Source organism: Amycolatopsis sp. Poz14 (genome assembly GCF_006704225.1).
GTDB classification, from domain to species: domain Bacteria; phylum Actinomycetota; class Actinomycetes; order Mycobacteriales; family Pseudonocardiaceae; genus Amycolatopsis; species Amycolatopsis nivea.
In genome coordinates this window covers 6872500-6887714 of the sequence record NZ_JACLHD010000001.1, presented here as the reverse complement: position 1 = coordinate 6887714, position 15215 = coordinate 6872500, and the positions used below count along the sequence as shown (strand labels likewise).

Genomic DNA, 15215 nt, shown 5'->3' with positions numbered 1-15215 from the left:
CATGACCTCGTCCCGTGAGGACCGCATCGCGGCGCTGCCCGCCCACCTGCAGGAAGCGCTGCGCCGCCGGATGGCCGGAACGGTCGGCCGCGCACCGGAGATCCCGGCGGCCGCCGACCGTTCCGGCCCGGTGCCCCTGTCGTCCGCGCAACGCAGGCTGTGGTTCTTCAGCCAGCTCCGCCCGGACGATCCCGAGTACAACAGCGCGTTCGCCTTGCGTCTGACCGGTGAGCTGGACGTCGAGGCGTTGGCGACGGCGGTGCGGCTGCTGGTCGCCCGGCACGAACCGCTGCGCACGACTTTCGAGGAGGTCGAAGGCGAACCCCGGCAGCTCATTCAGCCGCCGTACGAGGTGGCGCTGCCCGTGGTGGATGCCGCGCCGGAAGACCTCGGCGCTGTCCTGAAAGCGGAGTACTCGCGGCCCTTCGATCTCTCGCACGGGCCGTTGCTGCGCGCGGTGCTCGTGCGGCTTGGGCTGGCGGAGCACGTGCTGCTGGTGTGCGTGCACCACATCGCCACCGACGGCGCGTCGATGGGCGTGCTGACCGAAGAACTCGGTCTCCTCTACCGCGACGGCGAGCGCGCGGACCTGCCGCCGCAGCCGTTGCAGTACGCGGATTTCGCGCTGTGGCAACACAATCGCCCGACCCGCGCGGCCGGGCTGGAGCACTGGGCCCGCCGGTTGACCGGCGTGACACCGCTCGACCTGCCGACGGACCGGCCGCGTCCGGCGGCCCGCAGCACCGCGGGTGCGGTTCGTGAGTTCGCCGTCCCCGCCGACGTGGCGCGCGGGCTCGCGGAACTGGCGCGTACCTCGGAAACCACGCTGTTCACCGTGCTGCTCGCGGCCTGCCAGGCGCTGTTCGCGCGCTACACCGGCCAGGAGGACATCGCGCTCGGCACCGTCGTTTCCGGCCGGGACCGCCCGGAGCTGGAGCGGGTGGTCGGGTTCTTCGTCAACACCGTCGTGCTGCGGTCCGAAGTGGACCGGTCGGCTTCCTTTGCCGACCACCTGGCCGCGGCACGGCAGACCGTCCTCGACGCCTTCGCCCACGACGACGTCCCGTTCGAGGAAGTGGTCGACGCCGTGCACGCGGGACGGGACCCCGGCCGCAACCCGTTGTTCGACGTGATGGTGCTGCTCCACCCCGCGAACGGGTCCGGGCCGGTGTTCCCGGACCTGGCCGCCGAACCGGCCGGGGTCGGGCGGGATTCGGCCAACTTCGACCTCACCGTCGAGTTCGAGGAGTCGGGCGGCCGCCTCGCCGGGCTCGTGGAGTACAGCACCGAACTGTTCGAGGTCGGGACGGTCGACCGGCTGATCGCGCACCTGCTCCGGCTGCTGGCCGGGATCGCCGCCGACCCGGGCCGCCGCATCGCCGACCTGCCGCTGACCACCGAGACCGAAGAGGCTCAGCTGCTCGGCTGGCGCGGCCCGGTGCTCGACGTCCCGGACGGCACGATCGTCGACCTCCTCGACCACCAGGCGAAGACGCAGCCGACAGCGACCGCGCTGGTCTGCGGCGACGTCCGGCTGAGCTTCGCCGAACTTGCCGCCCGCAGCGACGTCCTCGCCGCCGAGCTCGCCGGTCGGGGCGCGGGGCCGGACCAGGTGGTCGCCGTGCTGCTCCCGCGCTCGGCCGACGCGATCATCGCGCTGTTCGCCGTGCTCAAAGGCGGGGCGGTGCACCAGTCGATCGATCCCGGGCTGCCCGCCGAGCGGATCGAGACCCTGCTGGCCGACACCCGGCCGGTGGTGGTGCTGGACCGCATCGGCGGCTTCACCGACGGCCCGCGTCCGGCCGCGCCGAAACCGGCCGACGCCGCCTACGTGATCCACACGTCCGGTTCGACCGGCACGCCGAAGGGCGTCGTGGTCGAGCACGCGGCTTTGGCGAACCTGCTGGCCAACCACCGGGCCGCGTTCGGCCGCGAACGATTGCGCGTGGCACTCACCGCGTCGCTGTCGTTCGACACGTCGTGGGAAGGACCGCTGCTGCTGGCCGACGGCCACGAACTGCACCTGATCAGCGACGAAACCCGCCTCGACCCGGCCGCGCTCGTCCGCTACGTCCGCGAGGAACGCATCGGCTTCCTCGACGTGACCCCCTCATACCTGCGGCAGTTGCTGCCCGCCGGACTGCTCGACGGCGACCAGCGGCCGCGGTTCCTGATGGTCGGCGGCGAGGCCATCGGCGAGAGCCTGTGGCACGAACTCGCCGGATCCGGGGTGGCCGCCGGGAACTACTACGGCCCGACCGAGTCCACTGTGGACGCGACGTGGGCGCCGGTGACCGGGGACCGGCCGTCGATCGGCCGTCCGCTGGGGAACGTCGGCGCGTACGTGCTGGACGAACAGCTCCGGCTCGTCCCGGCCGGGGTTCCGGGCGAACTCTGCCTCGCCGGCGTCCAGCTCGCGCGCGGCTACCTCGGCCGGCCGGGCCTGACCGCCGACCGGTTCGTGCCGAATCCCTTCGGCGCGCCCGGAACCCGCCTTTACCGGACCGGCGACCGGGCGCGCTGGACCGCCGATGGTCGGCTCGAGCACCTCGGCCGGACCGACGACCAGGTCAAAGTCCGCGGCTTCCGGATCGAGCCCGGCGAAGTCGAGACCGCACTGCGCGCTCAGCCGAAAGTGCTCGATGCCGCCGTCGACGCGCGGGACGGCAGGCTCGTCGCGTACCTCGTCGGCGATGCCGAGCCCGCCGAGCTTCGCGCCGCACTGACTCAGACGTTGCCCGCGCACCTGGTGCCGTCGGCGTTCGTTCACCTCGACCTGCTTCCGCTGACCCGGCACGGCAAACTGGACCGCCGGGCGCTCCCGGAGCCGGAGATTTCCGCGTCCGCGCAGTACATCGCGCCGCGAGACGACCGTGAGCGGCTGGTGACCGACGTCTGGGCCGAAGTGCTCGGCGTGGAACGAGTAGGCGTCGAAGACGACTTCTTCGCCCTCGGCGGCGACTCGTTGCTCGGCATCCGCGTGGTCGCGCGACTGCGCGCTGAACTGGGTGCGGACGTGCCCGCCCGGCTGGTCTTCACCGCTCCGACCCCGGCGCTGTTGGCCGCGCACCTGCCCGCCGCGTCCGCGCCGCAGGAAGCGATCCCGCTGATCCCGCGCGGCGACGGCCCGTTCGAAGCCCCGCTTTCCTTTGCCCAGCAACGACTCTGGTTCCTGGACGAATTCGACCCCGGCAGCACCGAGTACGTCTCGCCGACCGCGCTACGGCTGCGCGGCGACCTGGACGTGCCCGCGCTGAACCAGTCGCTCACCGCGCTGGTGGCCCGGCACGAATCCCTGCGCACGACCTTCGCGACAGTCGACGGCCAGGGCAAGCAGATCGTCCACCCGCCGTACGCGGTCGATCTCCAGGCGGTCGACGGCGATCTCGACACCGCACTGGCGGCCGCGACCGGCCCGGTCGACCTGCACACCGGCCCGCTGCTGCGCGCCGCGCTCACCCGGCTCGGCCCCGACGACCACGTCCTGACCCTGGTGCTGCACCACATCGTCACCGACGGCTGGTCCTCCGGCGTGCTCCTGAGCGAACTCGCCGCCTTCTACTCCGCGTTCACCCGCGGCGACGAGCCCGAGCTGCCACCGCTGCCCGTGCAGTACGCCGATTACGCGGTCTGGCAGCGAAACCGCACCGACTTCGACGGCCAGCTGAGCTACTGGCGGCACCGCCTCGCCGGTCTGGAGCCGCTGGACCTGCCGACCGACCGGCCCCGCCCGGCGGTCCGCACGAAGAACGGCGCGCTGCACGAGTTCAGCGTCCCGGTCGGCACCACCGCGCGGCTCACCGAGCTGTCCCGGCAGCAGGGCAGCACGCTCTTCATGACTCTGCTCGCCGCCTGCCAGCTGCTGTTCGCGCGCTGGTCCGGACAGGACGACATCGCGGTCGGCACCGTCGTCTCCGGCCGGGAACGCGCCGAGCTGGAAGGCCTGATCGGCTTCTTCGCCAACACCCTCGTCCTGCGGTCCACAGTGGACTTGAACCGCGGTTTCGCCGAGTTCCTCGGCGAAGTCCGCGACACCGTGCTCGACGCCTTCGCGCACCAGGACGTCCCGTTCGACCGCGTCGTGGACGACGTCCAGCCCGAACGCGACCCCAGCCGCACCCCGTTGTGCCAGGTCATGGTCGTGCTGCACAACACCCCGGACGCCCGGCCCGCGCTGCCCGGGCTCGCCGTCGAGGAGGTCGCGCCGCCGATCGTGACCGCCGGCTTCGACCTCGCGATCCACTTCCAGCAAACCGCCGGGCGGCTCGACGCCGTCGTCAACTACAACACCGACCTGTTCGACGCGGCGACCGTCCAGCGGCTGAGCGACTGGCTGCGGATCCTGCTGGCCGGAATCGAGGCGACCCCCGCGCAACCGCTCGGGCGCCTGCCGTGGATCACCGCCGCCGAGCGCGACCGCGTCCTGCGCGACTGGAACCCGGTCGCTGTCGCGCCCCCGGAGCCGACGCTGCACCGGCTGTTCGCCGCGCAAGCCGCCCGCACGCCGCACGCCGTGGCGGTGACCTGCGAAGGCGTGGAGCTGACCTACCGCGAACTGGACCGGCGAGCGAACCGCCTGGCACACCGGCTCATCGGCGAGGGAGCCGGACCGGAACGCCTGGTGGCGCTTCGGCTGCCGCGGTCGGCGGACCTGGTCGTCGCGGTCCTCGCCGTGCTGAAGTCCGGCGCGGGATACCTGCCGATCGACCCGGACTACCCGTCCGCGCGGATCGAGGCGATGCTCGCCGACGCGCAGCCGGTGTGCGTCGTCGACACGGTCGCCGCGGACGACCAGCCGGACACCGATCCCGGCGTGCGGGTCCGCCCGGAGAACACGGCGTACGTCATCTACACCTCCGGATCTACCGGCGTGCCCAAGGGCGTGCTCGTCCCGCACGCGAACGTGACCCGGCTGTTCTCCTCGACCGACCACTGGTTCGGCTTCGGCGACCAGGACGTCTGGACGCTCTTCCACTCCTACGCCTTCGACTTCTCGGTCTGGGAACTCTGGGGAGCGCTGCTGCACGGCGGGCGCCTCGTGGTGGTCCCGTCCGAGACGGTCCGGTCGCCGGAGGAATTCCTGGCGCTGCTGGCCGAACAGCAGGTGACCGTGCTCAACCAGACGCCGTCGGCGTTCTACCGGCTCGGCTCGCTGCCGTCCGCGCCGTTGAGCCTGCGGTACGTGATTTTCGGCGGCGAGGCCCTGGATCCGGTGCGGCTGGAGGAATGGCGACGGCGGCATCCGGACGGGCCGCAGCTGGTCAACATGTACGGCATCACCGAGACCACCGTGCACGTCACGTACCGGGTGCTCGACGACCGCGCGACCGTGGGCGTGCCGATTCCGGACCTGCGCGCTTACGTCTTGGACGCCTGCCTCGAACCGGTTCCGCCCGGCGTCACCGGCGAGCTGTACGTCGCGGGCGCGGGCCTGGCGCGCGGCTACCTGAACCGGCCGAGCCTCACCGCCTCCCGCTTCGTCGCCGACCCGTTCGGCGAGCCGGGCACCCGGATGTACCGCACCGGCGACCTGCTGTGCTGGACCCCGGACGGCGAACTCGCCTACCGGGGCCGGGCCGATCACCAGGTCAAGATCCGCGGGTTCCGGATCGAACTGGGCGAGGTCGAGGCGGCGCTGTCGGCACATCCGGACGTGACCGGCGCGGTGGCCGTCGCGCACGGGACCGGTGACGCGCGGCGGCTGGTCGCGTACCTGACCGGGACCGTGCCGGGAACCACGGTGCTGCGGGAATTCCTCGCCCGGTCGCTCCCCGCGCACATGATCCCGGCGGTGTTCGTCGCGCTGGACGAACTGCCGCTCAACGCGAACGGGAAGCTCGACCACCGCGCGCTGCCCGCTCCTGGGGCGCGGGTCGAAAACCGTTACGTGGCCCCGCGTACCGAGATCGAGACCGTGCTCGCCGAGGTCTGGTCGGCGGTGCTCGGGGTGGACCAGGTCGGCGTCGAGGACAACTTCTTCGGTCTCGGCGGCGACTCGATCCTCAGCATCCAGGTCGTGTCGCGCGCTCGCCAGGCCGGGCTGACGATGTCGTCGAAGGATCTTTTCCAGCACCAGACAATCGCCGAACTGGGCCGCGTCGTCACTACCGGCGGACCGGTCGCTCCTGCGCCGGAGCAGACCGGACCCGCACCGCTCGGCCCGATCCAGTCGTGGCTCTTCGCGCATCTGGACGAGCCATGGCGGCTGACCATGTCCGTCCACCTTGTACTGTCCTCAGTAGACGTTCCGCGGCTGACCGCCGCGATCGCTGAAGTCACCGCTCGTCATGCCGCACTGCGGATGCGGTTCTCCGAAGTGGACGGAAGCTGGCAGCAAGAGCCAGCTACCGCAGAACAAGCAGACATCCTGCGACACGCCGATCTGTCCGAAGTAGACGACGTCGAGGCCGCGATGCATGCGGAGGCAGAGCGTGCACAGACCTCTTTGGACCTTGTCCACGGCCCGGTATGGCGCGCGGTCCTGTTCACCTTCCGCGACCGCTCGCCGCAACTGTTCCTTACCGCGCACCATCTCGTCATGGACGGCGTGTCCTGGCGCGTCCTGCTGGGCGACCTCGAACACGCCTACCAAGGCGAACCGCTGGAACCGGCGGGCAGCTCGTTCACCCACTGGGCGAGGACGCTCGCCGACCACGTCCGCACCGGCGGGCTCGACGGCGAGGCGGAGTACTGGGGGAGCGTGCTGCGCGGCGTCGAGACCGGACTGCCGGTCGACCGCTCCGGCCGCAACATCGCGGAGTCGGCGCGCTCGGTGTCCGTTTCCCTGGGCCGGGACGAGACTTCCGCGCTGCTGCAAGACGTGCCCGGCGCGTACCGGACCGAGGTCAACGACGTCCTGCTCAGCGCCCTCGCCCGCGTGCTGGCGCGCTGGACCGGCCGGTCGCAGGTAGTGCTCGAGATGGAAGGCCACGGCAGGGAAGACCTCGCCGCGCCGCTCGATCTGTCCCGGACGATCGGCTGGTTCACCGCGCAGTACCCGGTAGCGCTGACCGTGCCGGGCGAGGGCTGGGACGCGATCCTCAAGTCGGTCAAGGAACAACTGCGCGCTATACCGAACAAGGGCGTCGGCTACGAGGCACTGCGCTACCTGACCGAGTCGCCGCTGCGGAACGACCCGACCCCGCAGATCTCCTTCAACTACCACGGCCGCTGGGACGTCGGAACCGCCGAGGACGGGCTCTATCGAGGCCGCGGGGAAAGCCTCGGCCACGACTCCGCTCCGGACAGCATCCGCCCGTACCTGCTGGACGTCGTCGGCGTAGTCGAATCCGGCGAACTGCACCTGACCTGGGAATACTCCGCCGAAATGCACGAGGAGGCGACCGTCCGCGGTCTGGCCGAAGCGACCGTCGAAGCGCTGCGGGAAATCATCGCGCACTGCGCCGCGGCGGGCGGCCGCACGCCGTCGGACTTCCCGCTCGCCGGGCTCGACCAGGCGACGGTGGACCGGCTGGCCGGGGACGGCCGCGAGGTCGAGGACATCTACCCGCTGACCGCGCTGCAGGCGGGCATGGTCTTCCACAGCCTGGTCGACACCGGGTCGAGCGCGTACTTCGACCAGTTTCGGCTGCGGCTGCACGGTGTCCGCGACCCGCGTGCGCTGGCTGAAGCGTGGCAGCGCGTGGTGGATCGGACGCCGATCCTGCGCAGCAGCACGGTGTGGGACGGCGTCGACGAGCCGGTGCAGCGCGTCCATCGCGGGGTCCGGGTGCCGGTCGGCCAGCACGACTGGCGCGGCCTCGCTGCCGAAGACCAGCAGGCTGAGCTGGCGAAACTGCTCGAAGCCGATCTGGCCGCCGGGATGGATCTGACCACCCCGCCGTTGATGCGCCTGGAGATCGCCCGGGTCGCGGACGAGGAGGTGCAGTTGCTCTGGACCTCGCACCACGTCCTGCTGGACGGCTGGAGCACCGCCCAGGTCTTCGGCGAGGTGTGCGAACAGTACACGGCAATTGTCCAAGGCACGCCAGCGAAACTGACGCCGCGGCGGCCGTTCCGTGACTACCTCGCCTGGCTCGCCGGACAGGACCGGGCCGCGGCGGAGGAGCACTGGCGCGACGTGCTCGACGGTTTCGCCGCGCCGACGCCGCTTCCGTACGACCGTCGTCCCGCCGAGGCGCACCGAGCGGAATCCGGTGCGACGGTGCTGGTCGAACTGTCCGCGGCGGAATCGGCAGCGTTGCGCGACATGGCGAAGACCGCCGCCCTGACAGTCAACTCGGTTGTGCAGGGGGCGTGGGCGCTGCTGCTCGTGTTCTACAGCGGCGAGCCGGACGTCTTGTTCGGCACCACGGTTTCCGGGCGACCGCCCGAGCTCCCCGGGGTCGAAGCGATGATCGGAATGTTCATCAACACCGTCCCGACGCGGGTGGAAGTCCGGAATGGACAGTCGGCCGCCGAATGGCTGCGCGCGATCCAGGCCGAGCAGGCGGACGCGCGCCGGTACGACTTCCTGGCGCTCTCCCAGTTGCAGACCTTCACCGGGGTGCCGGCGGGCGCGGCGTTGTTCGACAGTGTGGTGGTCTTCGAGAACTACCCGATCGAAGACAGCGGTCAGGACGGCGTCCGCGTGCTGGACGTCGAATCGCTGGACACCACGAGCTATCCGCTGAACCTCACCGCCTACCTCCACGACCGGCTCGGGCTCGAACTTTCCTACGACCCGAAGCTGTTCGACGCTTCGACGGCGCACCGGCTGGCCGGACACCTCGCCCAGCTGGTGCGTGCGATCGCCGCCGACCCGGAGCGGCGCGTCGGCTCGCTCTCACCGCTCACCGCCGACGAGCGCGACCAGGTGCTGGCTCTGGGACACGGCGACATCGCCGACCTTCCTGCGGAGACGGTCCTGGACGTGTTCGACGCGACCGTCGCCCGGATGCCGCATGAAACCGCGCTGGTCTTCCACGACACCGTCCTGGATTACGCGGAGGTCGATGCCCGCGCCACGCGGCTGTCGGAGGAATTGATCGAACGGGGTGCCGGACCGGAGCGCGTGGTGGCTGTCATGCTGCCGCGGTCGGCCGAAGCCGTCATCGCGGTCCTGGCGATTTTCAAGGCAGGCGCGGTGTATTTGCCGATCGACGCGGACCTGCCGGAGGAACGCGTCCGCTTCCTGCTCGACGACGCGCGCCCAGTGGTCGTCCTGGGCCGGCCCGACGAGAGCTACGCGCCGCCAGCGCCCCGCTCGAAGCGGCCGGACGCGGACACCGCCGCGTACGTCATCTACACCTCGGGCTCGACCGGCAAGCCGAAGGGCGTCGTCGTTGAGCACCGCGCGCTGGTGAACCTGCTGGTCGCGCACCGCGCAGTCTTCCTCGACCGCGGGCGGGAGCGGGTGGCGCTCACGGCGTCGCTGGCCTTCGACGCGTCGTGGGAACCGCTGCTGGCGATGTTCGACGGCCATGAGCTGCACGTGCTGGACGACGACACCCGGCTCGATCCGCGCGCCCTGGTGCGGGCCGTCCGCGCGCACGGGCTCAACCTGCTCGACCTCACCCCGGCCTACCTCCAGCAGCTGCTGGACGCCGGGCTGGCGACCGGCGAGGTCCGTCCCCGCACGGTGATCACCGGCGGCGAGGCAGCCACCGAAACGCTGTGGCGGCAGCTGGCCGCCGCGGACGTCACCGGGCACAACTACTACGGGCCCACGGAAACGACCGTCGACTCGATCCACGCGCCGGTGACCGGCGACCAGCCGCTGATCGGCCGTCCGCTAGTCAACTTCCGCGCGTACGTCCTCGGCGACACCGGCGAACCCGTGCCGCCCGGCCTGCCCGGCGAGCTGTTCCTCGCCGGACCGCAGCTCGCGCGCGGCTACCTCGGCCGGCCGGGCCTGACCGCGGACCGGTTCGTCGCGGATCCGTTCGGCCCGCCGGGGGAGCGGATGTACCGCACCGGCGACCAAGTCCGCTGGACCGCCGACGGCTCGCTCGACTACCTCGGCCGCGTCGACGACCAGGTCAAGATCCGCGGGTTCCGCGTCGAACCGGGCGAGATCGAGACCGTCCTGCGACGGCATCCGGCGATCGCCGACGTCACCGTCATCGCCCGCGAAGGCCGCCTCGTCGCGTACGTGGTGGGCGAAGCGCAGGGCTTGCGCGAATGGACACGCGAACGGCTGCCGGAGCACCTGGTCCCGTCGGCGTTCGTGCCGCTGGACGCGCTCCCGCTCAACCGGAACGGGAAGCTCGACCGGCGTGCGCTGCCCGCCCCCGGCCGTACCGGAACCGCCGAGTACGTCGCGCCGCGCACTGCCGCGGAGCAGCGGCTCGCCGCGATCTGGGCCGACGTCTTGGGAATCGACCGCGTGGGCGCCGACGACAGTTTCTTCGAACTGGGCGGCGATTCGATCCTCAGCATGCGGATCACGTCGCGGGTGCGTGCGGAGTTCGGGGTCGAGGTGTCGCCGCGGATGCTGTTCTCCGCGCCGACGCTCAGCCAGTTCGCCGCCGAACTCCCGGTTGAGCAGGCTGCCGCGGAGGCGATCCCGGTGGTGGCGCGGGACGGTGCGCTGCCGTTGTCGTTCGCTCAGCAACGCTTGTGGTTCCTGGACGAATTCGAACCCGGCGGTCTGGAATACATTTCTCCCACCGCTTTGCGCTTGCGCGGCGAACTCGACATCGCAGCCTTGCGGAAGGCGCTGAACACGGTTGTCGCCCGGCACGAATCTCTCCGCACCACCTTCGACGCTATCGACGGCCACGCCGTGCAGATTGTCCACGAGCCCGCACCGATCGACCTCCCGGTGTCGGACTTCTCCGAGGAAACCTTGGTGCGCGAAGCACTCCGGCCGTTCGACCTGCGCACCGGACCGCTGCTGCGCACCCGGTTGTTCCGCGAGGAGACCGGCGACCATGTCTTGCTGCTGGTGCTGCACCACATCGTCACCGACGGCTGGTCTGCCGGAATCCTGGCCGCCGAACTGGAGACCTGCTACTCCGCCTACCTTCGTGGTGAGAAGCCGCGGCTGCCCGAGCTGCCGGTACAGTACGCGGATTTCGCTTCCTGGCAAAGAGATTTCCTCGACAGCCCCGATCTGGACGAGCAGTTGGACCACTGGCGCGACCGCCTCGCCGGGCTCGCCCCGCTCGAACTGCCCACCGACCGGCCGCGCCCCGCGGTCCGCAGCAACGAAGGGGAGTGGTTCGGCTTCGACATCCCCGCCGAGGTCGCCGCGAACCTGCGCGAGCTCGCTGGCGCACAGGACGGCACCCTGTTCATGACGCTGGTCGCGGCTTTCCAGGTCGTGCTGGCGCGGTGGTGCGGACAGGAGGACGTCGCGGTCGGCACGGTGACCGCCGGACGCGAGCGGGCCGAACTCGAACGGCTGATCGGGTTCTTCGTCAACACGCTGGTCCTGCGGTCCACAGTGGACTCGCGCGGGTCGTTCCGGGAGTTCCTCGGCAGCGTCCGCGACACGGTCCTCGACGCGTTCGCCCACCAGGACGTGCCGTTCGAACGAGTGGTGGACGCGGCCCAGCCGGTCCGCGACCCGAGCCGGACCCCGCTGTTCCAGGCGATGGTCGTGCTGCAGAACACCGGCGACCGGCCGGGCGGCGGCGCGCTGGTGGCCGAAGAGGTCGCCCTGCCCGCGACGACCGCGACCTTCGACCTGCTCGTGCAATTCGAGGAGGACGGCGGGTCGCTGCACGCCGCGATCAACTACGCCACCGGCCTGTTCGACGCCACGACGATCGAGCGGCTCGCCGACCGGTTGCTGACCGCGCTGACCGTTCTCGCCGCGCTGCCGGACCAGCCGATGTCCGGCCTGCCGCTGCTGCCGCGAGCCGAGCTGGACCAGCTGCGGGCCTGGAACGACACCGCCGTGGCCGTCCCGCCGGCGTCGGTGGCGCAACTGTTCGAAGCCCAAGTCGCGCGGACGCCCAATGCGCCGGCTTTGCTGTCGGCTGCCGGAGAAATCACCTTCGCCGAGCTGAACGCGCGGGCGAACCAGCTGGCGAGGCTGCTAGTCGACCGGGGCGCCGCGCCCGAACGGATCGTCGCCGTCCGGCTGCCGCGCTCGACCGCGCTCATCCTCGCGGAACTGGCGGTGGCGAAGACCGGGGCCGCGTTCCTGCCGGTCGACCCGGGCTATCCCGCCGAACGCATCGAGTTCATGCTGCGCGACGCCGACCCGGTCTTCGTCGTGGACAGCGAACTCGACGCCGGGCAGTACGCGGACACGAACCTCGATGTCCCCGTCGACCCCGACCAACCGGCGTATGTCATCTACACGTCGGGATCGACCGGGCGGCCCAAGGGCGTCGTTGTCCCGAACAAGGGCCTGGCGTCCTTCGCCGCCGCCGAGATCGAGCATTTCCGGATCCGGCCGGGCGACCGGGTGCTGGCGTTTAACTCGCCCAGCTTCGACGCGTCGGTCTCGGAACTCTGCATGACCCTGCCCGCCGGCGCCGCGCTCGTCGTACCGCCGGAGGGCCCGCTGCTCGGCACGCAACTGGCCGAGGTGCTGGCGGAGTACCGGATCACGCATGCGCAGTTCCCGCCCGTCGCGCTGGCGACCGTGCCCGAGGCGGCGCTGCCGGACCTGCGGACCATCGTCGTCGGCGGGGATGTCTGCCCCGCCGAGCTGGTCTCCCGCTGGGCACCCGGGCGGCGGATGATCAACGCCTACGGGCCGACCGAGACCACCGTCGTGACCTCGTGGAGCGAACCGCTGTCTCCGGGCGGGACGTTGCCGATCGGCAAACCGATCCGGAACACCGAAGTGCATGTGCTCGACGCTGGCTTGCGCGAGGTCCCTATTGGGTCGGCAGGCGAGCTGTACGTCCGCAGCATCGGCCTGGCGCGCGGCTACCTGTCCCGCCCCGGCCTGACCGCCGACCGGTTCGTCGCCGACCCGTACGGCCCGCCCGGCTCGCGGATGTACCGCACCGGCGACGTGGTCCGGCTGACCGCGTCGGGCGACCTGGAGTTCGCCGGGCGGGTGGACGACCAGGTCAAGATCCGCGGATTCCGGGTGGAACTCGGCGAAATCGAGTCCGCCTTGCGCCGGCACCCGGCGGTGCACGAGGCCGTCGTCGTGGCTCGGGAAGCTCACGGGCACAAGCGCTTGGTCGCCTATGTGGTGGGCGAAATCGCTGAACTGCGCTCCTTCCTGGGCGAGACGCTGCCGGACTACCTGATCCCCTCGATGTTCGTGCCGCTCGACTCGGTCCCAGTGAGCCCCAACGGGAAAATCGACCGCGCTGCCCTGCCCGCGCCGGACCTGTCGGCCTTGCAGACCGCCGAGTACGTCGCCCCGAGCACCGATTCGGAAGAACTGCTGGCGAACGTGTGGGCCGAGGTGCTGGGGATTCCGCAGGTCGGCACCGCGGACAACTTCTTCGAACTCGGCGGGGACTCCCTGCTGAGCATCCAGGTCGTGCACCGCGCCCGGCAGGCTGGGCTGGCGATGCGCTCGAAGGACCTGTTCACGCATCAAACGGTCGCCGAGTTGGCACGAGTGGTCCAGCCCGCCGATTCGGCCGAGGACGATCGCGAGGCCGTGGTCGGGGCCGTTCCGCTGACCCCGATCCAGCGCTGGTTCCTGGATGCCTCGCCGGTCAACCCCGCGCACTTCAACCAATCCGTGCTGATCGAGCTGAACGGTCCGGTCGACGAGGAAGCGCTGCGCCAGGCTGTCGATGCGCTGGTAGCTCACCACGATGCGCTCCGGTTGCGCTTCGAGCGAACCGCCGAGGGCTGGCTCCAGCACAACGACCCCCTCAACTCCGGCTCCGTCCTGCGCCGAGTATCCACTGTGGACCTGGAGCGGGCCGCCGACGACGCGCAGGCGAGCTTCGACCTCGCCCAGCCTCCGCACCTGTGTGCTCTCCTGTCGGATTCCGCCGAGAACCCGTGCCTCTTCCTGGTCGCCCACCACCTGGTGGTCGACGCGGTCTCGTGGGGCATCCTGCTGGAGGATCTGGAACGGGCTTACCGGCAGATCGAAGCCGGGGAAAAGCCCGATCTGGGCGCGAAGACGACGTCCTTCCGGGACTGGGCACACCGCCTGCGGGAGTTCGCGGAATCCGGTGCGCTGGACGCCGAACGCCCGCACTGGGCGCGTGATCTGCCCGGCTGCGAGATCCCCTTCGACCGGGTAGGCGCGACTCCGGAGCCCCAGGAATCGGTGTCGATCCGCGTCGGCGAACGTGACACCGATGCCCTGTTGCACCTCGCGCCCGGTGCCTACCGAACGCGGATCAACGATGTCCTGCTGACCGCTCTGGCCTGGACGCTCACCCGCTGGACCGGCGACCCGGCGGTAGCGATCGACCTGGAAGGCCATGGCCGGGAGGAGATCCTGGACGACGTCGACCTGACCCGGACGGTCGGCTGGTTCACGACCCTGTTCCCGGTCGCCCTGACCGTCGACCCAGCCGCGACCTGGCGAACCCAGGTCAAGTCCGTCCGGCGCCAACTGCGCGCGGTGCCAGGAAATGGCTTCGGGCATGGGGTCTTACGGTGCTTCCGCTTCCCCGACCTGGGCCGGAGCGCGCCGCGGGTCGCCTTCAACTACCTGGGCCAAGGCGAGAACACCGCCCCGGGCGACGGGCTGTTCCGGCGCTCACTCCCGCCGCTCGGCCGAGACCAGGACCCGGCGAACCGGTCGCCGCACGCACTGGAAGTCGTCGGCGGGGTGCGGGAGGGGCAGTTGGAGTTTTCCTGGTACTACCAGCCGGACCAGCATGCGCGCGAGACGGTGACCGGGGTGGCAGCGGGGTTCGCGGAGGCGTTGCGGGCTATTGCGGCGGATTGCCGGGGCGATGAGGCATGAGCGGGTTGCCGGGCAGGGGCTGTTGCCGCGTGGATTCCGCAGGTGTGTTGCGGGCTGTTGCGGCGGATTGCCGGGGTGGGGAGGCATGAGTGGGTTGCCGGGCAGGGATTGTTGCCGCGTGGATTCCGTGGGTGTGTTGCGGGCTGTTGCGGCGGGGTTGCCGGGGTGGTGCGGCACGAGCGGATGTCCGGACAGGGGCTCTCGCCGGGCCGGTTTCGCGGGTGCCGTGCGCACTGGTTGCCGGGAGCTGAACGGCCTTGCCCACGAGGGCTGTCGCCGAGCTGGTCCCGTGGGTGTGGTGCGCGCTGATCGGCGGGGCATGAGCGGGCTTGTCCGCGAGGGCTGTTGCCGGGCCGGTTCCGCGGATGCGGTGCGCGCTGATCGGCGGGGCATGGGCGGGCTTGTCCGCGAGGGC

Annotated in this window: 1 protein-coding gene; it reads left to right on the top strand. The window is 70.9% G+C overall.

The genetic code is table 11. The annotated features are described in order from the left end of the window. The first annotated feature begins 1 nt into the window (after window position 1). Window positions 2-14800 (top strand): non-ribosomal peptide synthase/polyketide synthase, encoded by a 14799-nt coding sequence (locus FKO37_RS32045; protein ID WP_238606946.1) that lies wholly within the window; start codon window positions 2-4, stop codon window positions 14798-14800. The last annotated feature ends 415 nt before the right edge of the window (window positions 14801-15215 follow it).